Here is a 24,514-nt window from a genome sequence, read left to right on the forward strand (position 1 = left end):
TAGAAAACACCAATTTCGTGGTACAATAATAATATGCTGATAAGACAGATTAATCAGATAATTATTATTGACTGGAGGGATTTCTATGACGATTTTTTTGGTGAACCTGTTCCTGGTGATTGCTTTTGTGTACCTGATCAGCCGCCAACAAAACGAAGAGTTTGTGTACGACGAAGATTTTTTCCTCCAGAACCCTTCAGCACTGGAAGAATATCAGCAGATGCCGATCGATTTCCAGCATGCCTTTTTCCGCAAGCATAAAGAGTGGATTAAGGAAAAATATATGCGCGGAGAAAGCTACATTTTAGGTTACTGTCCAAACAAAGAAGTACGTCGTGCGTGGCTGTCAGAATTCATGAATCAAAAAAATATGAACAATACACCGACCCCTTCCTCGTGAAGGGGTTTTTCGCATCTGTACAACTCGTGCTATACTGCTACGAGAGGATATCGTGAAACAGGAGGAAAGAAGTACGTGCTACAATTTATGGTGGAAAAACTAAATCAACAGTTACATACGCATGGAATGATTTCGGATATCGTCTTGCGCTCTGATCATTCTTTGTTGGAAGAATCGGAAGGGCAAGAGGTTCTGATCACGTTTTCCGAGGCAGAGGACGAGAAGCAACCAACGGCTACCATCCATCTGTTTTCGCTTGCGGAAGAGGACAGCTGTGAAATTGAGGTAGAAATTGACTATCCTTATAGCTTGCAAGAAGAGGAGATTCAACAATTATGGACGCAAGCAAAAAGCTTAGTTGCTGAGTGCTCGATGACAGAAAAGCGCCGCTTTGTGGAGCCTGGCAAGCAGGCAGAAGCGAATATTGTGCTGGATTATCACTTTGTCGTGCAGATGCCGCGAACAGAAGCTGAGGAAATGGCATTTGCGGAAACCATCGCAAGATTTTCCGCTGATTTGGGGATGCTCGTCAAACTCGGCACGTAAAAAATAGGCTGTACATAAGGAAAGCTCAGGAGTAATGTCCTGAGCTTTTTGTATGAAAGGTGAAGAAGGAGGAATATGAGGAGGAGAGAGAGAATCGTATAGGTAATAAAAATGAATGAGCATTCACTCGTTGGGAGGGCATTTATCGTGGAACTTTCAAAAGTATGGGAACCAATTCAAATTGGCTCGATGACGTTGCCAAATCGAATTATGATGGGGTCCATGCACGTTGGATTTGAAAAGCTTCAGAATGGTGTTGCTCGGCTTGCTACCTTTTATGCAGAGCGTGCAAATGGAGAGGCAGGTCTGATCGTGACAGGAGGGGCTGCCGTACATCCGGAAGGCGGTATGGGCGACGAGTATTGCAATGTATATCAAGATGAGGATATCGAGAAATTGCGCCTGATCACGAAAGAGGTTCATCAAGCCAATGGGAGAATTGCGTTGCAGCTGTTCCATGCCGGGCGTTATGCGTACAAAGAAGCAACAGGATTAGACCCGGTAGCACCATCACCATTGCAGGCGCCGATTAACCGTTGGAAGCCGCGAGAGTTACATGTAGAGGAAATCGAAGCAACGATTCAATGCTTTGCTGATGGTGCCGTACGCGCAAAAAAAGCTGGCTTTGATGCCGTAGAAATTATGGGTTCGGAAGGATATTTGATCAATCAATTTTTGTCCCCTGTAACCAATAAGCGAGAAGATGAGTGGGGTGGGGACTTTTTACGCAGAGCCCGCTTTGGCATCGAGGTGGCTAAGCGTGTTCGCCAAGCAGTGGGAACGGATTATCCGATTATCTACCGTATGTCGGGATTGGACTTGATGCCAGATAGTACGACGATGGATGAGACATTGCAATTTGCCAAAATGCTGGAGGAGGCAGGGGTTGATGCTCTCAATATCGGTATTGGCTGGCATGAATCACAAGTACCGACGATTGGCATGATGGTGCCGCGTGGAGCGTATGTATGGGTGGCCCAGCAAGTCAAGCAGGTCGTGAACATCCCGGTTATCGCCAGCAATCGAATCAACGACGTGCGCCAGGCTGAAAAGATTTTGTATGAAGAATGCAGTGATATGGTTTCGATGGCCCGTCCATTTTTAGCGGACCCGTATATCGTTCGAAAAAGCAAAGAAGGACGCTTTGATGAAGTAAACACATGTATTGCTTGCAATCAAGCCTGTCTCGACCATATTTTTGATGGGAAGGTAGCCTCCTGTCTGGTCAATCCTCTCGTGGGCAGAGAAGCAGAGTGGCAGTTGGTTCCGGCGGAAAACCGCAAGAAGGTAGCTGTAATCGGTGCGGGGCCAGCCGGCTTGGAGGCAGCTCGCGTGCTGGCAGAACGAGGGCATCAGGTGGTCATCATGGAGGCCAAAAAACAGATCGGTGGACAATTAAACTACGCCAGACAGGTGCCGGGCAAAGAGGAATTTAATGAAACGCTTCGCTATTACCGGACAGAGCTTGCGCGTCTTGGTGTCGAAATCAGGCTGGGAACTCTGGCAGAGCCAGAGGCCCTGATCGAAGAAGGCTTTGCAGAAGTTGTGGTGGCAACGGGAGTCATTCCGCGGCGTCCTGAGATTCCAGGTGTAGAGCTCGGACATGTGAAGGGATATGATGCGGTATTTGAAAAGCGCGCCAAGGTCGGTAGACAAGTGGTCATCGTGGGCGCGGGAGGAATCGCGTGTGATTTGTCCCATTTGCTGATGCACGACGAAACGATCTCACCGAAGGCAGCGGAATACTTGCAGGAGTACCGGATTCTGGATGGAAGAGCTGTACAGCAACTGCAACAGCGAAAACGGAAAATCAGCATGCTGCGGCGTGGGAAGCATGTCGGATCGGGCTTGGGGAAAACGACGCGCTGGGCAGTTCTCGCCAACCTGAAGCGACGTGGCGTAGAGATGCTGACACAAATTGAATACAGCCGGATTGCAGAAGAAGGGGTGTATTTCATTCAGAACGGGGAGGAACGCATGATACCTGCTGATACGGTCATTGTAGCGGCTGGAGCGACCTCCAACAATTCGCTATACCACGCATTGCTTGATCGGCTGCCTGTACACCTTATAGGCGGGGCGAAAGAAGCGGGAGAGCTCGATGCCAAGCGGGCCATTTTGGAGGGGGCGACCGTAGGAAGAGCGATTTAAGGCGCTGAGAAGATTTTCTATTTCGAAAACAGTGGTGATCGGATATGATTAAGAAAAGCATGTCGTCTTTTTAGAAGTTTTGTCGAATCGCTTTTCAACCTCCGCTAATTTTTGCAAAATGAAGTTATACTGTTCAAATTCATTTGATTGGGGGCTCTCGCCTTGATGAACCATAATGGCATTCTCTTAGGGAAACGTTACTTCCTGTACTCGTTGGCACCGCTAGTAGAGGTGGAGGGATGGACGTTTACGATAGCCCCGGGGTTTAAGTTGATCGCAGGCGGGAGTGCCAATCCATTACAGACATTAATCAGCGTTTACCGAGAGAATGAAAAGGTAGCGCAACTCGTGCTTCATCATAGACGAAGTGATTCAGATGTCACTGTGCAGGCTGTATCGAGTGATCTCCTGTTAGAAATCGCCCCGGCGACTAGAACTGTAAGTGTAGCAGAAAAGCAGTAAGGCACCCTGAACGGGTGCTTTTCGCTTTCGATCTTTAATCATCATTCCGAGCAATCGAGGAGGCGTCAGGATCATGGTAGGGAACGAATGGCAGGTAGGTCAGTTTCAATTGTCTTGGCTGAGAGGTGGACTCACGAAGCTGGACGGGGGCGCAATGTTTGGTGTGGTGCCCAAGCCGCTCTGGAGCAAAAGATATCCATCTAATGATCTCAATCAAATCCCTTTGCGTGCTGACCCAATCCTGGTACAGGCTCATGGCAAACGTATTTTGATTGAATCGGGTATGGGAAATGATCGGCTAACGGAAAAACAGAAGCGCAATTTTGGATTGGAGGAAGAGTCTCAAGTCGTGGACTCCCTCACTGCGAAAGGGTTGACTCCTGCCGATATTGATATCGTCATCATGACGCATATGCACTACGATCATGCCAACGGACTTGTCTCTATCCGTGATGGACAACTTGTTTCTACGTTTCCACAAGCTGTCATCTACGTGCAGGAGCAGGAATGGGCGGAGATGAGAGAGCCGAATATTCGCTCGAAGAATACATATTGGGAAGAGAACTGGCGTCCGATTGAGATTCAGGTGAAGACGTACGGAGCTTCGCACGAAGTTGTGCCAGGAATCACGCTTCATCATACAGGTGGTCACAGCCAGGGACATGCTATCGTCCGGATGGAGACAGAGGGGCAGCTGCTTTTGCATCTAGCTGACATCATGCCTACACACGCCCATCAAAATCCATTATGGGTGATGGCGTACGACGACTACCCGATGACATCCATCTTTGCAAAAGAAGAATGGATCAACAACGGGATCAAACAAGGCGCTTGGTTCACGTTCTACCACGATAGCGTTTACCGCGCAGTGAAATGGAACGAACAGGGAGAAATGATTGATCGTATAGAAGTTGTTTTGTAAATAGGATAGGCAAAGACCGTCAGCGTTTTCTGGCGGTCTTTTGCATAGACCAGGTGGTAATGTGTCCAACCCTATCGAAATTTTGATTGCTCTCATAGAAATGTTTCATAATCAAAAAATTTTGAATGCTCATTGACGAACGTCCATTGCCTCTCTACAATGGGAACATCACAGAGCATCTGTTCTGGCAGAGATGGTAAAGCATAACAGTGGTGAGGAGAGAGACAATGAGCTGGATCAAGATGCGTTTGCAGGAGTTTCACCCGATCGTCTGGTCATTAGTCGTCGGGACCGTGTTCGTCCGGGCCGCCAGCTCGATGAGCATGCCGTTTTTGTTTTTATACTTGTCTAATCAAACCGATATGAGCTTGGCGATGATCGGTTTGACTATTGGAGCAGGACCGCTCGCGGGTACAATCGGAGGCTTTATTGCGGGAGCGTGGTCGGACAGAATTGGGCGCAGGCGAGTGATGCTAGGTGCATTGTACGTGTGGACGTTCGTGTTCGTTGGGTTTGCCCTTAGTAAAGACCCGTGGATACTGCTTTTGCTCAATATAGCAGGGGGACTCTGTCGATCCTTCTACGAACCGGTCTCCCAGGCGCTGATGGCAGATGTAACGCCACCAGAGAAGCGGCTTCGTGTGTTCGGTATTCGCTACATGGCGATTAATGTGGGGGTAGCGGTAGGGCCTATCGCAGGGGTAGTCCTCGCGAAAAGCTCTGTCGCTCTACCTTTCCTGATGACAGCAGTGATTTATCTCATCTATGTGATTAGCTTGCAAGGATTATTGAACAAGTTTGGCATTAAGCAAATTGAAGGTCAAAAGAAAGAAGTCGTTACATTCGGCCGTGCATTCAGTGTTGTGGTGAACGACAAGGCATTTCGCTTGTACATGCTCGCTGGTGTTTTAGGAGCGATTGGCTACTCGCAGATGTCTTCTACACTGGCAAAATTCGCAGAAATGACAGTCGTGAATGGAACAGAGCTGTTTGCCATCCTGATGACAGTCAATGCGATTGTCGTCATTGTGATGCAGCTTCCATTGACGAACTGGGCAGAAAAAAAGACGCCTCTCACCGCGATTGTGGTGGGAAACGCCATGTATGCGGTTGGTGACGTAGGTTATGCATTTGCCAATTCGTGGCTGATATTCATTGTGGCAATGGTATTTTTCACAATTGGTGAAATCCTTACGTTTACAGCAGGAGACGTCCTGATCGACCGAATGGCGCCAGAGAGTATGCGCGGCAGCTATTACGGTGCAAAAAGCTTCAGCAACCTTGGCCAGTTCATCGGTCCGTGGATGGGTGGAATGCTTTTGGCACACTACGGAGGCACGACCTTGTTCCTGGTGGTAGCAGCTACCTCGATGATGAGCAGTGCATTCCAATGGGCGGGTGCTCGTGCCTTTGAGGCAGCTCGAGGCAAGTCCATGAATCAATCGAGGGTTGAATCACTCTAAGGCTTGCAAAATACGATCCGCCATCCGTTTATAGCCATCAGCATTCGGGTGGAAGTGGTCTGTATACAAGTAGTTTTGTTCCTTGCGCAAGAACAAGTCGTAAGTCGGCACCACGAATACTTGCGGGTACCGTGAGGCGATTTGGGACGCCTGATTGTTCCAGTCGAGCACGGGCCCAATGGTGTCGGCGGATGCTTCCGTATTGCCAAAAGGATTGTACAGGGAAGTATAGACGATTGTCGCCGTCTTGTTGACGCTGCGAATCTGTTTGAGAATCTCTTCATAGTTGACCGCAAGCTGCTTAACAGCTGTGGTCACTTTTTCTTTTTCAATGGTATACAGCCCGCCTGTCTGCCTGAACAAGTCATTGCCACCGATGGTAAACAGAATCAGATCGGCTTCAGCGAGCAGCTTCTTTACTTGCTCCTGGGACATTTGTTTGAGCAGTTCAGATGATTCCTGTCCATTAATCGCGAGGTTGGTGAATGTAATAGACTGGCCGGATTTTTTCTCCAATGCTTGGCGAACGAGTCCGACATAGCCTTGCCCGTTTGCGTCTCCGGCACCGCGCGTGAGGGAATCCCCTAGTGCGACTACTTTGTGGACACCCTTTTCTGGTAAAGGCGAGGGTGGCTGCTCTTTTTGCGCAGGTGGGGTTGCTGTGGATGGTGCCAACTGCTGCGGATTCATCGCGAGGACAAATCCTGTCGCAAATATGAGAAATGAGAGAAAAGACAAGAGACCTGCCGTGCGCCAAAGAAATTGGCCGGATGTGCGCATCGGGTATCCTCCTATTCGTTATAAAGTCTATGGTCATGGTATAATGTGGGTGGACATCTTATGACAGTGTACCATAAACAGAACGCCATCGTCAGTTGACGAGGGGTGACTCAGATAGGAGGGCGCACATTGGCCGAAACGGTCCTCTCAGTAAAAGGATTGAAAAAAGCGATTGGCAAAAAGCCGATCATTCATGATATTACGTTTGACGTGTTCGCCGGAGAGGTATTTGGATTTCTCGGGCCGAATGGCGCAGGCAAAACCACCACGATCCGCATGCTCGTTGGATTGGCAAAAGCGGATGGGGGAGATATTCGCATTGGAGGGATCTCTCTTCAGGAAAAGTTTCCGCAAGCGATTGCGCAGGTTGGTTGTATTGTCGAAAACCCGGAGCTGTACAAATTTTTGACGGGCAGAGAAAATTTGGAGCAGTTTGCGAGAATGAGCGGCGGCATTACGCCTGAGCGTATTGAGGAAATCGTCCGCTTTGTTGATTTGGAGCGGGCAATTGATGATAAGGTGAAAACGTACTCGCTCGGAATGAGGCAGCGTCTGGGGATCGCGCAGGCACTTTTGCACCGTCCGAAAATATTGATCCTGGACGAACCGACGAACGGTTTGGACCCGGCGGGGATCCGCGAGTTGCGCCAATTTATTCGCAAGCTTGCTGAAGAAGAAGGGCTCGCTGTCTTCATTTCGAGTCATCTTCTCAGTGAAATCGAGATGATGTGCGACCGGGTAGCGATTATCAGCCAAGGGAAGGTCATTTCGGTTGGATTAGTCAAAGAACTGATGGAGCAGTTTGCTGATCAGGTCGATTGGACAATTCCGTCTTCCCATATACAAAAGGCCGAGGAAGTCCTGCGAAAACTGCCAGTAGTGACAGATGTGTGGGTGGTCAGTGAAGAGCGACTGAAATCACGCATGGACATAGAAAAAGTGAGCGAGGCTAATCAGGCGCTGGTCAATGGCGGCATACCTGTGATGGGGATTGCGACGAAGACGGTTACACTGGAAGACCTGTTCCTTACATTGACGGGAGGAGGGGGAAGTCATGGAGCAGAGCATGGTGGGGCTCGTACAGAATGAAACCATAAAATTGCTGCGTCGGCGCCGTTTTCTCGTCGTCGTACTGATCTTGGCGATTCTGATCCCGATTTTTACATACGCGCAGTACCGCTCGGTTGTCACTGCACAAGAACGAATGGGGACAACCGACTGGCGTCCGCTATTAACCCAACAAATCGTCGATATGCAAAACCGGCTGGCATCAAGCCGACTTCCCGAAGAGTGGCGGGATTTTATCAAGGTCAGGATCGCACAGCAGCAATATTACTTGGATCACGACATAAACCCGATGGCGCCAGGTGGACCTACTTTCGCCCGTGGCTTTATGGATCAAGCCATTTCGATGTTTTTGCCGATGATTATCGTCGTACTCGCGGTTGACCTCGTATCTTCTGAGTTTAGCGAGGGGACGGTCAAGCTGCTATTGACGCGACCCGTACGGCGATGGAAGGTGCTGACCAGCAAATACATCACCCTGCTGCTGTTTACCTCTCTCACGGTTCTCACGACGCTGATTCTTGCTTATTTGCTCTCTGGGGTCGTGTTTGGCTATTCGGGTTGGGATCTGCCCATTTTGACTGGCTTTGAGGTATCGGGAGGAGAGCTCGAGACTTCAGGTGCATTCATGCTGCCACAATGGCAATTTTTGCTGATGCAGTACGGGCTAGGCTGGTTCGTCTGCGTCGTAGTTGCAACGGTAACACTCATGGTCTCTGTTTTGGTTCGAAGTGCGGCTGCGGGGATGGGAATCATGATGGCAGCGTTAATTAGCGGAACGATCCTGACGCAGATGGCATCCTCCTGGGAATCGTCCAAATACTTGTTTGTGGTAAATTTGCAGCTTACGAATTATCTCAATGGAACACTGCCTCCGATTAAGGGAATGACGCTGCCGTTCTCATTGACCGTGTTGAGTGTATGGGCGATCGCAGCGCTGATCATTGCGTACGCGACCTTTATCCGTAGAGATGTTACATCCTAATTTGACTTTTTTCCGTTACTTTCTGACATGTCTGCTCGTCTTTACCAAGACGAATGAAAAAGACAGCGAGAGGAGAAAGGCGAAACAGAATGGATGTATTATGGAAAGCAGGCTCTGTGACACTATCTGGCATGTTTGAGCTGTGGGCAGCGATCCCTGTAGGTTTTATGTTGCAGCTACCACCAGTCCTGATCGGAATATTTAGTGCGGTGGGTGCGATTATCAGCGCAGGTGCTGTTATTTTTGTGGGAGGTTCTTTGCGTACCTGGCTTTTAAAGCGAGTAGAGAAACGGAGCAATCGTCAGGGGCGTATGTGGCAGATATGGGATAAATACGGAGTGGTCGGTCTTGGTCTCGCTTCGCCGCTTTTAACGGGAGCCCCGCTGGGAGCTGCCATCGGTATTTCGCTGGGAGCACCTACGAAAAAGCTTATGTTGTGGATGTCAGTGGGCATCATTATCTGGAGTGCGTTATTGACAGCAGGGGTGGCTTTTGGTCTTTTGCAATTCATGGTACCAGAAGGGAAATAGCTTGTTTGCATGAAAAACCGCCAATTTCTGGCGGTTTTTGTTCATACTTATTATAATGCGAGTCTATAGACAATCTCTCCATCATATACGTCGCCAGTTTCTTCAAAACCAGATTGACTGTATAAATGTCTTGCACCTGTATTGTCCGGGCAAACGGTTAGGTTGACAAATCGGCTTTGCGGGAAACGGCTCCGTACTATATCCACTATCGCTGCTAGAGCCGCCCTGCCATATCCTTTGCCTTGATGCTGGTGATCGATCAAAAAACCGTTGAACCAGTAACACCAATCTGTTGAGGCGTCATAGGTAATCATGACAAACCCAAGCATTTCATCAGCTCCATACAAACAGAATGGTTCATAGGTGCAGTTGTCACCATCAGGACGGATATGGACCTTCGCCAATGAAACGGCAACAGACGGGACAAAGCGCTGCTGCTCATCTTGTACCTGCAAGCGTAATGCATCTTGCCAGTTATCTCTGGTTGTCGGAATCAATCGAATACGAATGTCTTTGATAAGTCTTCACCTCGATCAGCTTGATAGTTTAAGCGTAACCGATCCCACCTGAAAAATCTTCCTTTTCCAAGTGGGCGTTTTTTCGTAAAATAAACCAAGGATACAAATAGAAAGTTCCCGAAAGTGAGGTAACTGACATGGACGAGAAAAAAGAAGCGTTGGTCCCTGAACTGGAGGATCTAGTTCATAAATTTACAGAGCTGTTGACAGGAGAAGCGACTCCTGAGCGCGTAGAAATGGTAAAAGTATGGTGCCTGTACACGACAATGGCAAAAGCGATGCCGCCGCTGATTCAGCATTGGGGAAGCGAGCCTGAGCATATGGAAGCACGGAATCAAATTCGGGAAATCATTGAGCAGATCAAGCAATGGAACCAGGAGAAAAATCAAAAGCATTAAAAGTAGGAAAAAAACGCTGTCTCTTTGCGAAAGAGAACAGCGTTTTTTACGTTAATCGAATCTCTAACCGGCGTAGAGGCATCAACTCTCCTTGGTACTGTAGCAGCCCCTGCTTGATCAGCTCATGAACTCGGTTCGCAGGCATATTCTTTTTCACCTGATAAGCATCCATCACCAATTTAGGAGGGAGGGCACCTACGCTTTTCAATACATAAGATACCTCGTTGCCGTCTATATTTCTTACTTTGTAATCGCAATTCACACTAAATGCCGTTATGTCGATTGTTTCGAATGAAAAATCATCCTCGATACAGATGATGCTTTCTGTTTGTAGTAGATTCTGTTTGCGGAAGACGGATCGAAGTGTACCGTAGGCAGATAGGCCGAAGCAGATGTGAAATTTGTCCATTAGTTAGCTCCTCATCTAGAACAGAAAAAAGACACGATCCTGAAAATCAAGTCGTGTCTTTTCTAATCGTAGGGAGCTTTTTACGGATTCCACGTGATATGCTTGGTAGCTTCCATTAAATCATGTAAGGTAACTCCGTTTGCGGTCACTACCACATACAACGATTGGTTGTCGGATTGAGCGTTAAAATGAACCGCGTGCTGTGCTGTTGAACTTTTTGAATCCGTTTGATCAAAAGAAACGGCGATAGCTTGCTCTCCGTTGACCGCGAACAACTGAGTAGCGGAGAAAGTGCCTGGGATAGAGAGGCTGCGCTTGCCTTCTGTATTACGCACAACATCTAGGCGAATCCAGTCGTTGTTCCGCTTGTAATCTGCAGTTAAGCGAGTCACCTTCTGGCTGGTTTCGGATTCATATTGGACCGATACCGTACTCATCGAGAACCCATTCGGTGCTTGCGACAGGGCGGGCACGGGCATATCTGATGCTTGTACAGCGGTGTTCAAATCCGAGAAGGAGGAGAGCGTAATGGGTTGCTTCGCTGCCGCTGGCAACGATGGACCCACTAATGCGTTCTCAGTCGCACCGCCATCAGCAGTATCTGGTTCCGCTTGGGAAGCGATCCCAAAAGTCGTAGGATTCTCAGCAATAGCGCCATTGGCTTCCTTAGCGGCTATATGGTTACCCGTATTTGCTGACTCGGCTGGAACTTCCGATTTCGCTTTTGCTGCTTGATCAGCTGAGTTCCCCTGTAATCCGCGAGATGCCACGCTGTTCTGCCCATCTTTATTGATCGTACGTGGCTCTGGTGTTGCTACTTTTTCCTCTGGTTTCACCATCGCAATCGCATTGTTCGATTGGGGAGGTGGTGCAGGAGGTGTATCTTTTGCAGGTGCAGTCGGAGCGACCTGCGATTGTGTAGCAGAGGACTCTGGATTGCTTTCTGCTTTTTTCATCGTCGGACTATCAGCAGCTGCTGGAACGGAAGCGATAGCAGGTGCTGGAGCTTGCGCTGGAGCTTGCGGTGCCGATTTTGATTCCGCTTCGTCGAATGCAAGAGTGTTCCTGGTGTCTTTCATCCCGTTTTCTTGTATGGCAGCCATTTGAATACTATCCGGTGTCAGCTGTTGATAGCCGACGAAACCTACTGCGAGCAAGACAGCCGCTGCGCTAACCCAGGCGTATGAAGGGAAGCCTTTGGTCCAACGCTTGTTTGGCTTTGAAATCACTGTGCTCGTTTGTTGCTCTGAAGATGCAGTAGCGGCGTGAGGGGGTACACCTTTTCCGGCGGTCTGGTAGATTGCTTGCATGATTCTGTCTTCCAGGTTCGCTTGAGGCAGTGGAACCTCCTTCAAGAACTGCACCTCCTCTTCTGTTGTCATTTGCGTTTCTATCCAAGCGATGCATTCGTCACAGGTTTCAATATGTGAGTGCGAATCGCTATCTGTGTCATCTAGCCATGCTTTTCTAAATGCCTGGCAGTTCATGTACGAGCCCCCCTTCCTTGCGGGATAACAATTTTGCGAGTTCCTGACGAGCACGCAAGTAACGGACGCGAGCAGTAGATTCGGCGATGCCGAGGAGTGTAGCTATTTTTTCAAACGGATATTCGTGCGTACAGCGAAGGACGATCACTTCTCGATAGGAATCTGACAGTAAGGCAAAGGCCTCCTGAATTTCTCGACGTTGCTCTTTTGTCATGAGCGATTCCTGAGGGGATTCGTCACGTGTATTGGATGGCACATAGGCCAATTGTTCATCCGAGTCATGATACTTTCGGCGACGCAAGAAGTCGATGCTCTTATTTCGGGCAAGCGTATGTAACCAAGAAGAAAATTGGCTGTCCCCGCGGAATGTGGACAATTTTTCATACGCTTTTACAAATACTTCCTGAGTGAGATCCTCTGCATCAGAGCGATTGTTTACCATTTTGTAAATGAAAACATAGATCATATGCTGATATCGCTGGATGAGGTCGCGATACGCTTCGATGTCGCCTTGAAGAATCCGCTGAATGATTTCGGCGTCGGATTGCATTGAATCTTTGGCCTCCCTTCCCTCTATGAGACGCTGGTTATTCGTAAACGTTTCAGACCAGCGTTTCCATTTCTATAATATCGTATGGATAGCCTTGTTCGACCAGAAAAAGCTGGCGATGGAGCGAAAACTCCTGCTCTCTCGTGTCTCGTGTTACCAATGTATAAAAATGGGCGGTGTTGTTGTCTGTTTTGGGCCTTAAGATACGTCCCAGGCGCTGTGCCTCTTCTTGTCTGGAACCATACGTCCCGGAAATTTGGATCGCGACGTTTGCATCCGGCAAATCGACCGCAAAATTGGCTACCTTGGATACGATCAGGCGTGTAATTTCCCCTTTTTTAAACTGCGTGTATAAAAGCTCACGTTCTTTGTCCGGTACTTTTCCTGTAATGAGTGGCAGTTGGAGGGCCGTTGCCATCTGCTCAAGCTGATCGATATATTGCCCGATGATCAAAACACGATCGTGGGCGTGCCTCTCCAATAGCTCGCGGACGACCTCCAGTTTTTTTGGATTTTCTGCCGCAATGCGAAACTTTTGACGAGCGGTTGCATGTGCATAAGCCTCCCGCCACTTCGGCTCAAAGGGGAGCCGAATTTCTCGGCAATGCGCTTCCGCGATCCAGCCTTGCTCTTCCATGACTTTCCATGGAACCTCGTACTTTTTTGGACCAATCAGCGTGAAAACATCTTCCTCCCGCCCGTCTTCCCGAACAAGAGTAGCCGTCAGCCCAAGTCTGCGAGTGGCTTGAATCCCAGAAGTAACACGAAAGATAGGTGCGGGCAACAAATGCACCTCATCGTAAATAATAAGCCCCCAATCGCGCTCTGAAAAGAGTTTCAGATGAGGAAAATCATCTTCGGCGGTGGGGCGGTATGTAAGAATTTGATAAGTCGCCACAGTTATTGGCTTGACTTCTTTGTTGTCACCAGTGTATTCCCCGACCATATTTGGATCAAGACCTGTTTTGTCCAAGAGCTCTGCGATCCACTGGCGAACCGATGTCGTATTCGTGGTCAAAATAAGGGTGGCTGTTTGCAATTGGCAAATGGCCCCAAGTCCAATGACTGTTTTTCCAGCACCACAGGGCAGGACGAGAACGCCGCTTCCCCCCGTTACAGCTCCACCAGAATAGAAGGCATCGACAGCTTCTTTTTGATAAGAACGCAAAGAGAATGCTCTGCCTTGGGATGTCGTTTCCCGCAAGCTGACTGCACAGGATTCGCCTTCTGTATAGCCCGCCAAATCTTGAACAGGAAAGCCGAGCTTGATCAGCTCTTGTTTGATCAGTCCGCGCGCATAGCTTTTGATGACAAATTCACTCTCAAAAAGAGCAGCGATTGATTTATAACTGGTCACCTCTGCTAAAAGAAGCGGGTCTTCACTCATTAATACGAGTTGATCGCCAATGCGTTCCAAACGAAACAAGCCGTATTTTCGCATCGTATCTTCTATTTCTTTGACGATGGTAGGGGGGACACCGTACTTGCTGTAGCTGCCAAGCACGTCTGTTACCTCTTGTGATGTAAGACCAGATGCAGCCGCATTCCAAAGCGATAAAGGGGTGATCCGATAGGTATGGATGTATTCTGGGTTTTTGATTAGCTCCGTAAAACCGCTGATAGCTTGTCTGGCCTCGAGAAATAAAGGGTGCTGTGTTTCCAACAATATCGTCCGATCGCTTTGAACGATCAAGGGCAGGTCTGGACGGTACGACAATAGGCTCACCTCGTTACAAAAGGCATAGGAATCAGCACTATGGTATCACAATCTCTAAAAGAAAGAAAAACGAACAGGTAACATTTTGGCACGGATGGGAAACAATATCCCAAAGCATGGACGGAAAGGACGGCGGGGAGCATGGCAATTTGGGGAAGCTTGTTTAATTTGATCTTGGTCATGATCCTCGTACTCCTGAACGGGTTCTTTGTTGCGACTGAATTCGCGATTGTAAAAGTAAGGGAATCAAGAATTGCCCAGCTCGCGGCGGAAGGAAACAAGCGTGCTGTTGACGTCGAGAGGGTCCTGCGCAATTTGGATGCCTACCTCTCCGCGTGCCAACTCGGGATTACGCTGGCTTCATTAGGACTCGGTTGGCTGGGCGAGCCTGCCATCGCGCATCTCTTGCATCCGGTTTTTCGTTATTTCCATTTAAATGAAACGGTTGTTACCAGTATTTCCTTTATTATCGCTTTTTCGGTGATTACGTTTTTGCATATCGTGCTGGGGGAGCTGGCTCCCAAGACACTGGCTATTCAATACTCCGAAAAGGTTGTACTCGCGGTAGCCAAACCGATCCAACTCTTTTACAAAATCATGTATCCCTTTATTCAAATGCTGAACTGGGCCGCGAGTCGTTTTCTTGCGCTTTTTCATATATCCTTGGAGCCGCATCAGGAAGCACATACAGAAGAAGAGATTCGCATTCTTGTCAATGAAAGTCACAAAAGCGGCTTGATTGATCAAACCGAACTGATGCTGGTCGATAATATTTTTGATTTCTCGGAGACGATGGCAAGAGAAATCATGGTTCCGCGTACGGATATGGTTGTCTTGAACCTGCGTGACCCCTTTGACGAAAACGTCAAGCATGTCCAAAACGGACGGTTTACCCGCTATCCAGTAGTGGATGGTGACAAGGACCATGTAGTAGGCAGCTTGCACATCAAGGATATGCTGACAGGGCTTTTGGAAGGAGAGAGCAATGACCTTCAGACTTTCATGCGTCCTATTTTGACTGTACCGGAGACGATCTCGATCAGCCGGTTGTTGACCATGCTGCAAAAACAACGAGGACAAATGGCGATTATCATTGACGAGTATGGGGGCACTGCCGGACTGGTGACTCTTGAAGATATAATGGAAGAAATTGTCGGAGACATTCAAGACGAGTTCGACGACGAGCGCCCAGAGGTGGAGCGCAGTGACGGTATGCTGTCATTAGACGGGCGTATGTTATTGGAAGAAGTGGGCGATTATCTGGAGATTGAATTGGAGTCAAGCGATGTAGATACGCTAGCAGGCTGGATTTACATGCAGATTGACCATCCGCCGCGCGTGGGAGATCGGGTAAAAGAGGGAAAGTACGAATTTGTCGTAGGAGAGGTCGACCATTACAGAATCACCAGGGTCTATGTAAAGAAAGTCGGCAAAGCAGAGGAAGAAATCAGTTCTACGTAAGGGAGGAAAGGGGGCTTCTCAATGCGTAATATAATTGCTATAATGGGACACAAGTTGCATAGATGGCAATGAGCCTAATTGCTTAGGGTGATTAGAGCAGCTGAGAGTAGAGACTAGAGGAGGAAGTACAGATGAGACGAGCAGTCAGTATGGTACTGACCGCATTGCTGGCGTTTTCTTTGGCAGCATGTGGCAACGAAACAGGTGGAAAAACAGAGGCAGCAGCAACGACAGGCCAAGGGCAAACAGTGAAGCTGGGGCTGACGCAATTCGTGGAGCACCCTGCGCTGGATGCGATTCATAAAGGAATTTTGGATGGTCTGAAGGATGCTGGCTACGAAGAGGGCAAGAACTTGGAGGTAGACTCCCAGAACGCCCATGGTGACATGAACAATACAGTCTCGATCGCACAGAAGTATGCCGGAGATAAAAAGGATATTGTCGTAGCGATTGCGACGCCATCCGCTCAGGCTGCAGCCAAGGCGATTGCTGACAAACCTGTTATTTTCAGTTCCGTAACAGACCCACTCTCGGCTCAACTGGTTGGCAGTCTGGAGAAGCCAGACAAAAATGTGACCGGGACGTCCGATAAAGTATCGATGGAACAACAATTGAAGCTGGTGAAAACCTTCCTGCCTGAGCTGAAAAAGCTGGGCGTGATCTATACGACCTCCGAAATTAACTCAGAGGTACAGGTCAAGGAATTGGAAGACGCAGCGAAAAAAGAAGGCGTAGAAATCATCAAGGCAGGCATTTCGCAGCTATCCGAAGTGCAGCTGGCAGCTCAAGGGCTTGCTAGCAAAGCAGATGCCATTATGATCCCGATTGACAACACGGTCGTATCTTCGTTTGAAGCGGTACTCGGAGCAGCAGAGGAAAACAAAATCCCTGTCTTTGCTTCTGACACCGATACAGTAAAACGTGGAGCAGTTGCTACGTACGGGATTGATTACTACCAAATCGGTAAACAAACAGGCGATATGGCTGCCCGTATTCTAAAAGGGCAAAGCGTTGCTGATACTCCAGTAGAGATTTCGAAACAAGCTGATTTGTATATTAATGAAACAGCGGCTGCTAAGTTTGGGCTCACCATTTCTGAGGCACTCAAACAACAGGCGAAAGAAATCATCAAGTAAAAAGAGAGCGTCAGGCTCTCTTTTTATTCTTTTAAAAGTGTTTTATCCGTGTTAAAATTGTAGAAAAATTCAAAAGGGGGAATTTATCAAATGTTCAAACAAAAGAAGAGTATTAAAATTTTTCAGAGTTTTTTATTTCCTTTATTGCTTTTGTCTGTTACCGCTTGTGGACAGCAAAGCACTACCCCTGCAAACAATTCTACACCAGCCCCTTCAACGTCGACGGCTCCAGCTCCGTCTACTGAAGCCAAGCAGCTGACAATTGGAATTTCCCAATTCGTTGAACACCCTGCTTTGGATGCAGCAAGAGAGGGCTTTATCAGCCAGCTGGCTAAAAACGGCTACGAAAAGGACAAGCAAGTAAAAATCGATGTGCAATCCGCTCAGGCGAGCATGGATACAGCTATCCAGATTGCCCAAAAATTCGAGGCTGACAAAGTAGATTTGGTCTTGGCGATTGCCACTCCAACGGCACAGGCTGCCGCGCAAACCAGTAAAGAAATTCCGATCCTGTTTACTGCGGTAACGGACCCGGTAGAAGCTGGTCTGGTAGCTACGATGGACAAACCTGGCGCAAACGTAACAGGTACATCGGATATGAACCCTGTCGAAGAGCAATTGAAGCTGATCAAAGAGTTGAAAGCTGATGCGAAATCTGTTGGAATCATTTATAGTTCTGGCGAAGTCAACTCCAAAGTACAGGTAGATGCAGCAAAAGCTGTAGCCGGCAAGCTTGGTTTGGAAATTAAAGAAGCAGCAATTACGAGCGCAACGGAAGTGAAGCAAGCAGCTGAGTCCATGGTGGGCAAAGTAGATGCTTTCTACGTACCGACTGACAATATGGTCGTATCTTCGATTGCAGCTGTTATCGGTGTAGCTGAATCACAAAAAATCCCGGTCATCGCAGGTGAAGAAAACTCTGTAAAGAGCGGAGCGATTGCCACTTACGGGATCGACTACACGAAGCTGGGCGAGCAAACAGCTGACATGGCAGCAAAAATCCTGAAGGGTGAAGCGAAGCCAGCAGATATGGCTGTTGAAGTGCAAGCAGACATGAAGCTCGTATTGAACAAAAAAGCAGCGGAAAAAATGGGTGTGACGATTCCGCAAGCCATGCTCGACCGTGCTGGACAAGTGATCGAGTAATAAATGCAGTAATTGGAGGATTTCTTCTATGAATCAACTGGCAATAATGGGAGCCATTGAGCAAGGCTTACTATTTGGTATTTTGGCTCTCGGTGTATATCTGACCTTCCGAGTCCTAAACGTTCCTGACTTGACCGTCGATGGTAGTTTTGCCTTGGGAGGCGCAATCGCAGCCAAATTCATTATCGATGGAACCAATCCGTTTTTGGCCACCCTGTTGGCTTTTATCGTAGGTGGTTTGGCAGGAGCTTTTACGGGCGTCTTGCATACCAAAGGAAAGATTAACGCACTTTTGGCGGGGATCTTGACGATGATCGCCTTGTACTCAATCAATTTGCGTGTCATGGGGAAAGCGAATCTGCCTCTTTTGCGGGAAGATACCCTGTTCACTTATGTGAAGGATATGGGCATTCCAAACCTGGCTGTAGGTGGAGTTACCTTGCTGTCTGGTGTCGCAATCGTCTTTATCGTAGGTGTTCTGGTGTTGAAGCTCATCATTGACTGGTTCCTGCATACGGATATGGGTCTGGATTTGCGCGCGACAGGTGACAACTCGAAGATGATCCGCAGCTTTGGGGTAAACACGGATTCGACAACGATCATCGGTTTGGCTCTCTCCAATGGCTTGGTAGCTTTAGCTGGTGCGTGGGTAGCCCAATACCAAGGCTTTGCGGATGTTGGAATGGGGATCGGGATGATCGTCATCGGTCTCGCTTCCGTTATTGTCGGGGAAGTTCTGTTTGGCAGCTCTTCGATTTTCCGAGTGACGCTTGCTGTCATTCTCGGCTCGATTGTGTACCGCTTGGTCATCGCCATAGCGTTGGACCAAGGATTGAATCCTTCTGACATGAAGCTGATCACTGCGCTGATCGTTATCGTTGCCCTGACTGTCCCAACTGTGGCAAAAGGCATCTGGAAAAAGCAAGCGGTACGCACGGCAAGGGGAGGAAGCAGCGATGCTTAAAATTACAAACGTCAACAAAGTATTCAACGCAGGAACTGTGAATGAAAAGATCGCGCTTCGAAACGTCAATCTGCACGTTAAGAAAGGAGAGTTCATCACCGTTATCGGCAGTAATGGTGCCGGTAAATCGACGATGATGAACATGATCTCCGGCGGTCTGACGCCAGATAACGGAAGCATTACGATTGACGGCAAAGATGTGACGCGCTTGGCGGAGCACCAACGCGCAGGTCTGATCGGCCGTGTGTTTCAGGACCCAATGGCAGGTACAGCGCCGAACATGACAATTGAAGAAAATCTGGCAATCGCTTTAGGGCGAGGGAAACGCCGTACACTTGGCTTTGGGGTAAATAATCACAAGCGAGAGTTGTTCCGCGAGCAGCTCAAGCAGCTGGATCAAGGGCTGGAGAATCGGTTGAAGACCAAGGTAGGCTTCCTTTCAGGCGGGCAGCGTCAAGCGCTTAGCCTGTTGATGGCTACCTTCACAGAGCCAAAGATATTGCTCCTCGATGAGCATACAGCAGCGCTTGACCCGAAACGGGCGCAGCTGATTGTAGATTTAACGGAAAAAATCGTGGAGCGCTATAAACTGACGACGATCATGGTCACGCATAACATGGAACAAGCGCTGAACATGGGCAATCGTCTGTTGATGCTCCACGATGGGGGAATCATCCTCGACATTCCGAATGAGAAAAAACGGACAATGAAACCGCAGGATCTGCTTCGAGCATTCGAAACAGCCCGCGGTGGAGAAAGCTTCAGTGAAGATCGCTTCTTGTTAACCTAATCGGATCGAATCAGCCTTCCTGTTCAAGCGGGGAGGCTTTTTCGTTGTTGGAAAGATACACATACATGAATCCGGCACCGATCAAGAGGATGCCTGCGACGATCGTGAAAAGCGTCGTTCCGCCATAGTGTAGCAAGACAAGGCTGCCCAAGTACGGTCCGCACGAGCGGGAAATATCCCAGTGTGTTCCTGTTATCGCGAAGTACCGCCCGCGCATTGTGACAGGTGATATGCGGGTGACGAAGGCCATCAACTGAGTCAGACCAATACTTTCTCCGATGACGAGCAACACTTGCAAAGCGAGAAGGACAGGTACGTTGTCGATGAAGGCATAACCCAACGATACGATGAGAAAGCAAATGTACGAGCCGCTAATCAACAGGCGAGCCGACAAGTGCTGGGTCCATTTGACGAGCAAATACTCGAACAGGAGCAGCAGGCCCCCTTTTACCGCAATGAGCAAGGCGAGTGTTTGCAAATAGTCTGGCAGCGTGTATTTCAGATGAAGCTGGAGATTCGTCTCGGTTTGCGCGTAAAACAGACTGATCGGCAAAGACAGCATCATAATGGCAAGGGCTGGTCGATAAGCATGCCAAGAGGCGCGTGAACGTACGGCTGCTGCTTCTTCGACGGGAGCTTCTGGCAGCGGAGTTTGCGGGATTTTCCACCAGACGGCAAGAGCATAGATCAAAAGCGAGATTGCCGTAAACAGAAAAGCCATAGCAGGATCGTACTTGTATATGATGACTCCGACTAAAGGTCCCAATGCGGCTCCGATACTGCTAGAAGTATTGAGAAGGGCAAAGGCACCGGCCATTTGTGCAGAGGAAATCGTATCAGCGAGATGCGCGCGGCTGACAGGGATAAACAGGGAGCGGCCGGCACCGTTGATGATGTACAGGATCGCAAAGCCCAGCATGGAGTCTGCCCAAGCCATTCCCAACATGGCGAAGCCTTGCAGGAACAGGGCGAGTAGCATGATCGTTTTTCGGCGATACCGGTCTGTGATGCCACCAGCAAATAACGTCAACAAAATCTCTGAGAAGGGCTGCAAGCCAATGACGAGCATAGTCATGGTGACTGAGCCTCCGATGTTCTCACTTAAGTACAATACGAGAAACGGGGCGATCATGGCGCTGGATAAAGAGGTGAGAGTTTCGCCGAACAAACGGACCCAGAGGAGTGTTGGATAGGCAGCAAAGAATCGACTGAGTGCATGAGGAATGTGTGACATAAGAAAATCCTTTCTTTCGGCTTTTTCCGGTTAGTTGGTGTCTTTAGAATTGTAAGGTGGCAAAGACCGGAGAAAAAGCGTACGATTAGGCGAATAGCTTTTTCATGTTTTATGAGCGAATGGGTGGTGGCAAGATGCAACTCGTTGAACAATACATGCGTTTATGTGCGGGCCGACCTAATGAAGCGATTGGGCATCCGCTTGATATATCGTTAGCTGAGGTTGCTTCGATTTTGTTTTGTACATTGCGGAATGCGACCTTGACCTTAAAAAAAATGCAAAGCCAGGGATGGGTAGTCTGGCAGCCGGGGAGAGGGCGAGGAAATCGATCAGTATTGACATGCTTGCTTGCGCCCGAAGACCTGATCCTGAGCGTAGCAAAGGAACTCGTGCAAAAAGGGGAGATTCGTGCTGCGCGGGATATGATCGACGAATATGGGGTAAATTTGCATGTTTTAAATGAAAAATTTTCACGATGGATGAATAGTCAGTTTGGACATCGTGTGCAGCGGGAAAAGGGAAGGAAGGGGAGAGTCGATACCTTGCGTTTGTTTTACAGTCGACCATTCGCAGGGCTTGATCCGATTCATATTCTCCTGCGCTCCGAGTCACATATGGTCAAGCAGCTATTTGATTCTCTGGTCCAGTTTGATCCAGTAGCGAGACGGATTGAACCCGCTATCGCTTTTTATTGGGAGGCTAATGAAGAAGGAAAGCAGTGGACTTTTTACTTGCGGAAAGGTATCTTATTCCATCATGGCCGTCCACTTGTTGCCGATGATGTTCGCTTTTCCTTGCTTCGTTTGATGGAGCATTCCTATAAACATCGCTGGCTAGCCGCTTCAATCGAATCGATTACCGTCAAAGATGACTACGTATTGACGATTTCTTTGCATAGGCCGGATGAATTGTTTTTACAGGCATTGAGCAAGGAATATATGGCGATCGTCCCCTGTGATTACGTTCTGGAGATAGGGGAGCAATTTGCGCAAATGCCAGTAGGAACGGGGCCGTTTCGAGTAGTCCGCAACGACGATTCCATGCTCGTGCTGGAAGCGTTCACGCCTTATTTTGGGGGACGGCCGTTCTTGGACCGAATCGAAATCTGGTGCGTACCTGGAATGGCAGCAGAAGCACAGGCAGATGAAAGCTTGTTATCCATAACGGCTTTGGATGATCATCGGGATACGAGCGTTCCAGCATGGAGTGACGTTGGCAGATTGGAAGATTGTTTTCAGTACGTCAGCTTGAATGGAGCAAAAAATGGCCCGCTGTCACATCGCGAGTTTCGGTGTCTCATGGTGGCTATCATAAGTGGACAAGCTTTGAGACAAGAGCTACAGGGAACGAGGGAGCGTGCAGTCATCTGGGGGAAAACTAATTCGTTCCAAGAAAAAAGAGAGGTGCCGGATGCACAGGAGTTGGTTCGTATTTTCAAAGAGAGCGGGTATCAGGGAGAGGCACTGTCGCTCTATACGTATCCAGATCCCGATCATATAGAAGATGCCCAGTGGATTCAGAAAACGTGCAAGGAATACGGAATTGCCATAGAGATCAGGTATGCATCCCCGGAGGAGCTTGCCATGCCTTCCTTATTACAAGAGGCAGATCTGGTTGTGGATAGTGCGAATGTAGATGAAAGGGCGGAGCTGTCTTTACGAGAATTTCTACACGCTGGTGCGTTGAGTATTTCTCATCATTTAGATCCGCATGGAAAGGAAGAGATCGCGTATTGGATGAACCACATGTCGTGCGTCCAAACAGCACAAGACCGACAAGCTTGCGTGGACAACATCATGCATACACTAGCGGCTTGCAGTACGTTTGTCCCGCTGTATTCGAATCGGGTAGAAATGCTTGCACATCCGCGGTTATCTGGTGTAAGTCTGGATGCCTATGGCTGGATTGATTTCAGGGGAATTTTTGTTCGGGAATAGCATAAATTTGTCACATAATCATGTGAAACCGCTTTCGTTTTTCATCGTATTATCATATGTAGATATTTATTATGCTCATAAAGTTCTTTGAGGAGGAACTATGCCGGTGTATACCAAAATCGAAAAGGACAAACACATTTTGTTTGCGTCCATTCGCTTGATGATCTGCGTCGGACACGCCGACGGTTATATAGGAAATAAAGAAATGGATCGTATTCATGAAATCGTGAATTCGGAGCATTTTACATTGAAAGAACGACAAATTTTAATGGATGATATGGACTATCCGAAGCGTCCGGAGGTCATTGTGGAAGACCTGGTAGCCATGACGCAGGCTGAAAAGCTCGTAATGATGCGTAAGCTCTACCACATGGCATTGATCGATCGGAAGTTATCACCGTCGGAGACAAAAGAGATTGCCCGCATCGCTTGCCTGATTGGAATCTCAGAGGAAAAGCAGCGTCAAGTAGAAGAGTGGATTCGCGAAGGGATTGTTTGGCGCGAACGCTGGAAAGATATTGTAGGAGAATAGCTGGGGCCCCAATTTGATTGGGGTCCTTTCGTTTTAGGTAGAAGTTGGCGCAGCCTCGTTTTCTACAGTACAATAAGAAAAATAACGTCTCAGAGAGTGGCAACGCTATTGATGAAGGAGGAGACCCTATTTTGCGGATCTTGGTTACGAATGATGATGGCATCGATGCTCTTGGTATCAAGCGGTTGGTAGAAGCTTTGCTCACTTTGGAAGGAGCAGAAGTTTATATAGTGGCACCGGCTGAAGAGAAAAGCGGAGTCGGACACGGAATCACTTATCGCAGTGCACTTGCGCCTGAACAGCGTGATTTTTACGGAATGCCGGTGAAAGCGTGGGCGGTTAATGGCAACCCTGCGGACTGTGTAAAAGCTGCTTACCATCTCTTGTTTGAACAGGGGAAAAAGCCGGATATCGTATTCTCGGGGATTAACGTCGGGACGAATCTGGGACGTGATATTTATTACTCCGGTACGTGCAGCGGTGCCAGAGAGGCGGTAATCTTGGGTGTTCCCGGTGTTGCCCTTTCCTATGATAACTGGTTCGATCAAGACAACTACGGCGAGGTAGTGGAGATGATTCGTCCGATCGTAAGAGAATTCAGTGATCGTGCGGTCAAAGGAGAACTGGCGTCAGAGGTATTCTGGAATATTAATATCCCGCATGTACCGCTAGCTGAGGTGAAAGGAATGGTTCCGGCCATTTTGTCCATGAACCACTATGAAGACAAATACAGCGAAGAAGCGGAAGGCTATTACTTGGCACGCGAGTACCCGCAAGTCATGCCACTGGCGGAGCCGCTGGATTATGATTTGCTCAAGCATGGCTATATTCCGATTACCCCTGTCCACATTGACGCAACAGATCGGACTCTCTTAAAACAAATGGACAATTGGGCATTGCTAAAAGCTTGGGGAAAACAGGAGGAGTAACG

At 48.4% G+C, this 24,514-nt stretch carries 25 protein-coding genes; 18 read left to right on the forward strand and 7 right to left on the reverse strand.

Features of this window, described 5'->3' with window-relative positions:
• Window positions 1–85: 85 nt before the first annotated feature.
• The 6 genes from FB479_RS00285 to FB479_RS00310 all read left to right on the forward strand — a co-directional run bounded on the left by FB479_RS00285 (window position 86) and on the right by FB479_RS00310 (window position 5,944).
• Window positions 86–400: a hypothetical protein gene (locus FB479_RS00285; protein WP_007717017.1), complete on the forward strand. Its 315-nt coding sequence runs from the start codon at window positions 86–88 to the stop codon at window positions 398–400.
• A gap of 75 nt (window positions 401–475) precedes the next feature.
• Entirely contained in the window at window positions 476–946 is a 471-nt protein-coding gene (locus tag FB479_RS00290; protein WP_142061427.1) for a hypothetical protein, read from the forward strand.
• Between the two features lie 147 nt (window positions 947–1,093).
• Window positions 1,094–3,097 (forward strand): NADPH-dependent 2,4-dienoyl-CoA reductase, encoded by a 2,004-nt coding sequence (locus tag FB479_RS00295; protein ID WP_142061430.1) that lies wholly within the window; start codon window positions 1,094–1,096, stop codon window positions 3,095–3,097.
• 165 nt (window positions 3,098–3,262) lie between these two features.
• The gene (locus FB479_RS00300; protein ID WP_106653738.1) at window positions 3,263–3,559 is read left to right on the forward strand and encodes a hypothetical protein; all 297 of its coding nucleotides are present in this window, start codon (window positions 3,263–3,265) and stop codon (window positions 3,557–3,559) included.
• A gap of 73 nt (window positions 3,560–3,632) precedes the next feature.
• Window positions 3,633–4,481, forward strand: coding sequence for a YtnP family quorum-quenching lactonase (locus FB479_RS00305; protein ID WP_106653737.1), 849 nt, complete (start codon window positions 3,633–3,635; stop codon window positions 4,479–4,481).
• Between the two features lie 227 nt (window positions 4,482–4,708).
• Entirely contained in the window at window positions 4,709–5,944 is a 1,236-nt protein-coding gene (locus FB479_RS00310) for an MDR family MFS transporter (RefSeq protein WP_106653736.1), read from the forward strand.
• Here FB479_RS00310 and FB479_RS00315 read toward each other — a convergent pair.
• Window positions 5,936–6,724 (reverse strand): GDSL-type esterase/lipase family protein, encoded by a 789-nt coding sequence (locus FB479_RS00315; protein WP_106653735.1) that lies wholly within the window; start codon window positions 6,722–6,724, stop codon window positions 5,936–5,938. The genes FB479_RS00310 and FB479_RS00315 overlap by 9 nt on opposite strands.
• A 129-nt stretch (window positions 6,725–6,853) precedes the next feature.
• Here FB479_RS00315 and FB479_RS00320 point away from each other — a divergent pair, with 129 nt between their 5' ends.
• The 3 genes from FB479_RS00320 to FB479_RS00330 all read left to right on the forward strand — a co-directional run bounded on the left by FB479_RS00320 (window position 6,854) and on the right by FB479_RS00330 (window position 9,304).
• Window positions 6,854–7,813 (forward strand): ABC transporter ATP-binding protein, encoded by a 960-nt coding sequence (locus FB479_RS00320; protein ID WP_106653734.1) that lies wholly within the window; start codon window positions 6,854–6,856, stop codon window positions 7,811–7,813.
• A complete protein-coding gene (locus FB479_RS00325) occupies window positions 7,779–8,774 on the forward strand; it encodes an ABC transporter permease (RefSeq protein ID WP_106653733.1) in 996 nt (331 codons plus the stop codon). The genes FB479_RS00320 and FB479_RS00325 overlap by 35 nt, the downstream gene beginning before the upstream one ends.
• 89 nt (window positions 8,775–8,863) lie before the next feature.
• Entirely contained in the window at window positions 8,864–9,304 is a 441-nt protein-coding gene (locus tag FB479_RS00330; protein WP_106653732.1) for a small multi-drug export protein, read from the forward strand.
• Between the two features lie 50 nt (window positions 9,305–9,354).
• On the opposite strand, the gene FB479_RS00335 is transcribed toward FB479_RS00330, so the two are convergent.
• Window positions 9,355–9,813: a GNAT family N-acetyltransferase gene (locus FB479_RS00335; RefSeq protein ID WP_142061433.1), complete on the reverse strand. Its 459-nt coding sequence runs from the start codon at window positions 9,811–9,813 to the stop codon at window positions 9,355–9,357.
• A 146-nt stretch (window positions 9,814–9,959) separates the two neighbouring features.
• On the opposite strand from FB479_RS00335, the gene FB479_RS00340 reads away from it, so the two are divergent.
• Window positions 9,960–10,220 carry a DUF2573 family protein gene (locus FB479_RS00340; protein ID WP_007716985.1) on the forward strand — a complete coding sequence of 87 codons (261 nt, stop codon included), beginning with the start codon at window positions 9,960–9,962 and terminating at the stop codon, window positions 10,218–10,220.
• Window positions 10,221–10,266: 46 nt separating this feature from the next.
• Here FB479_RS00340 and FB479_RS00345 read toward each other — a convergent pair whose 3' ends face one another.
• The 4 genes from FB479_RS00345 to FB479_RS00360 all read right to left on the reverse strand — a co-directional run bounded on the left by FB479_RS00345 (window position 10,267) and on the right by FB479_RS00360 (window position 14,383).
• Window positions 10,267–10,629: a DUF1835 domain-containing protein gene (locus FB479_RS00345; RefSeq protein ID WP_106653730.1), complete on the reverse strand. Its 363-nt coding sequence runs from the start codon at window positions 10,627–10,629 to the stop codon at window positions 10,267–10,269.
• Between the two features lie 80 nt (window positions 10,630–10,709).
• The gene (locus FB479_RS00350) at window positions 10,710–12,116 is read right to left on the reverse strand and encodes a hypothetical protein (RefSeq protein ID WP_142061436.1); all 1,407 of its coding nucleotides are present in this window, start codon (window positions 12,114–12,116) and stop codon (window positions 10,710–10,712) included.
• Window positions 12,097–12,666, reverse strand: a complete 570-nt coding sequence (locus FB479_RS00355; RefSeq protein WP_007716978.1) for an RNA polymerase sigma factor — start codon at window positions 12,664–12,666, stop codon at window positions 12,097–12,099. The genes FB479_RS00350 and FB479_RS00355 overlap by 20 nt, the downstream gene beginning before the upstream one ends.
• Window positions 12,667–12,718: 52 nt before the next feature.
• Window positions 12,719–14,383: a DNA repair helicase XPB gene (locus tag FB479_RS00360; protein ID WP_197724042.1), complete on the reverse strand. Its 1,665-nt coding sequence runs from the start codon at window positions 14,381–14,383 to the stop codon at window positions 12,719–12,721.
• Window positions 14,384–14,524: 141 nt separating this feature from the next.
• On the opposite strand from FB479_RS00360, the gene FB479_RS00365 reads away from it, so the two are divergent.
• The 5 genes from FB479_RS00365 (at window position 14,525) to FB479_RS00385 (ending at window position 19,880) form a co-directional block, all read left to right on the forward strand.
• A complete protein-coding gene (locus FB479_RS00365; RefSeq protein ID WP_106653727.1) occupies window positions 14,525–15,844 on the forward strand; it encodes a hemolysin family protein in 1,320 nt (439 codons plus the stop codon).
• Between the two features lie 131 nt (window positions 15,845–15,975).
• Window positions 15,976–16,980, forward strand: coding sequence for an ABC transporter substrate-binding protein (locus tag FB479_RS00370; protein ID WP_106653726.1), 1,005 nt, complete (start codon window positions 15,976–15,978; stop codon window positions 16,978–16,980).
• Window positions 16,981–17,070: 90 nt separating this feature from the next.
• Complete coding sequence (locus FB479_RS00375) at window positions 17,071–18,126, forward strand: ABC transporter substrate-binding protein (protein ID WP_142061439.1); 1,056 nt, start codon at window positions 17,071–17,073, stop codon at window positions 18,124–18,126.
• A gap of 28 nt (window positions 18,127–18,154) precedes the next feature.
• On the forward strand, window positions 18,155–19,090 hold the full coding sequence (locus tag FB479_RS00380) for an ABC transporter permease (protein WP_106653724.1): 936 nt from the start codon (window positions 18,155–18,157) through the stop codon (window positions 19,088–19,090).
• Window positions 19,083–19,880 (forward strand): ABC transporter ATP-binding protein, encoded by a 798-nt coding sequence (locus FB479_RS00385; protein WP_142061442.1) that lies wholly within the window; start codon window positions 19,083–19,085, stop codon window positions 19,878–19,880. Before FB479_RS00380 ends, FB479_RS00385 begins: the two co-directional genes overlap by 8 nt.
• Window positions 19,881–19,890: 10 nt before the next feature.
• Here the strand turns inward: FB479_RS00385 and FB479_RS00390 are convergent, their stop codons facing one another.
• Complete coding sequence (locus FB479_RS00390; protein WP_142061445.1) at window positions 19,891–21,114, reverse strand: MDR family MFS transporter; 1,224 nt, start codon at window positions 21,112–21,114, stop codon at window positions 19,891–19,893.
• 134 nt (window positions 21,115–21,248) lie between these two features.
• Between FB479_RS00390 and FB479_RS00395 the strand changes: the two genes are divergently transcribed.
• The 3 genes from FB479_RS00395 (at window position 21,249) to surE (ending at window position 24,512) form a co-directional block, all read left to right on the forward strand.
• Window positions 21,249–23,051: an SgrR family transcriptional regulator gene (locus FB479_RS00395; RefSeq protein WP_142061448.1), complete on the forward strand. Its 1,803-nt coding sequence runs from the start codon at window positions 21,249–21,251 to the stop codon at window positions 23,049–23,051.
• 100 nt (window positions 23,052–23,151) lie between these two features.
• Entirely contained in the window at window positions 23,152–23,583 is a 432-nt protein-coding gene (locus FB479_RS00400) for a tellurite resistance TerB family protein (RefSeq protein ID WP_048033900.1), read from the forward strand.
• Between the two features lie 131 nt (window positions 23,584–23,714).
• Window positions 23,715–24,512, forward strand: a complete 798-nt coding sequence (gene surE / locus FB479_RS00405; RefSeq protein WP_142061451.1) for a 5'/3'-nucleotidase SurE — start codon at window positions 23,715–23,717, stop codon at window positions 24,510–24,512.
• Window positions 24,513–24,514: the final 2 nt, after the last annotated feature.

The sequence above is a fragment of the Brevibacillus sp. AG162 genome (assembly GCF_006715575.1).
GTDB classification, from domain to species: Bacteria; Bacillota; Bacilli; order Brevibacillales; family Brevibacillaceae; genus Brevibacillus; species Brevibacillus brevis.

Excerpts from the sequence above, each read along its gene's own strand:
- FB479_RS00345 (WP_106653730.1), bottom strand. The coding sequence starts at position 10,629 with ATGGACAAATTTCACATCTGCTTCGGCCTATCTGCCTACGGTACACTT.
- FB479_RS00340 (WP_007716985.1), top strand. The coding sequence starts at position 9,960 with ATGGACGAGAAAAAAGAAGCGTTGGTCCCTGAACTGGAGGATCTAGTT.
- FB479_RS00395 (WP_142061448.1), top strand. The coding sequence starts at position 21,249 with ATGCAACTCGTTGAACAATACATGCGTTTATGTGCGGGCCGACCTAAT.
- FB479_RS00300 (WP_106653738.1), top strand. The coding sequence starts at position 3,263 with ATGAACCATAATGGCATTCTCTTAGGGAAACGTTACTTCCTGTACTCG.
- FB479_RS00385 (WP_142061442.1), top strand. The coding sequence starts at position 19,083 with ATGCTTAAAATTACAAACGTCAACAAAGTATTCAACGCAGGAACTGTG.
- FB479_RS00380 (WP_106653724.1), top strand. The coding sequence starts at position 18,155 with ATGAATCAACTGGCAATAATGGGAGCCATTGAGCAAGGCTTACTATTT.
- FB479_RS00375 (WP_142061439.1), top strand. The coding sequence starts at position 17,071 with ATGTTCAAACAAAAGAAGAGTATTAAAATTTTTCAGAGTTTTTTATTT.
- FB479_RS00355 (WP_007716978.1), bottom strand. The coding sequence starts at position 12,666 with ATGCAATCCGACGCCGAAATCATTCAGCGGATTCTTCAAGGCGACATC.
- FB479_RS00365 (WP_106653727.1), top strand. The coding sequence starts at position 14,525 with ATGGCAATTTGGGGAAGCTTGTTTAATTTGATCTTGGTCATGATCCTC.
- FB479_RS00310 (WP_106653736.1), top strand. The coding sequence starts at position 4,709 with ATGAGCTGGATCAAGATGCGTTTGCAGGAGTTTCACCCGATCGTCTGG.
- FB479_RS00370 (WP_106653726.1), top strand. The coding sequence starts at position 15,976 with ATGAGACGAGCAGTCAGTATGGTACTGACCGCATTGCTGGCGTTTTCT.
- FB479_RS00400 (WP_048033900.1), top strand. The coding sequence starts at position 23,152 with ATGCCGGTGTATACCAAAATCGAAAAGGACAAACACATTTTGTTTGCG.
- FB479_RS00390 (WP_142061445.1), bottom strand. The coding sequence starts at position 21,114 with ATGTCACACATTCCTCATGCACTCAGTCGATTCTTTGCTGCCTATCCA.
- FB479_RS00285 (WP_007717017.1), top strand. The coding sequence starts at position 86 with ATGACGATTTTTTTGGTGAACCTGTTCCTGGTGATTGCTTTTGTGTAC.
- FB479_RS00325 (WP_106653733.1), top strand. The coding sequence starts at position 7,779 with ATGGAGCAGAGCATGGTGGGGCTCGTACAGAATGAAACCATAAAATTG.
- FB479_RS00315 (WP_106653735.1), bottom strand. The coding sequence starts at position 6,724 with ATGCGCACATCCGGCCAATTTCTTTGGCGCACGGCAGGTCTCTTGTCT.
- FB479_RS00350 (WP_142061436.1), bottom strand. The coding sequence starts at position 12,116 with ATGAACTGCCAGGCATTTAGAAAAGCATGGCTAGATGACACAGATAGC.
- FB479_RS00330 (WP_106653732.1), top strand. The coding sequence starts at position 8,864 with ATGGATGTATTATGGAAAGCAGGCTCTGTGACACTATCTGGCATGTTT.
- FB479_RS00305 (WP_106653737.1), top strand. The coding sequence starts at position 3,633 with ATGGTAGGGAACGAATGGCAGGTAGGTCAGTTTCAATTGTCTTGGCTG.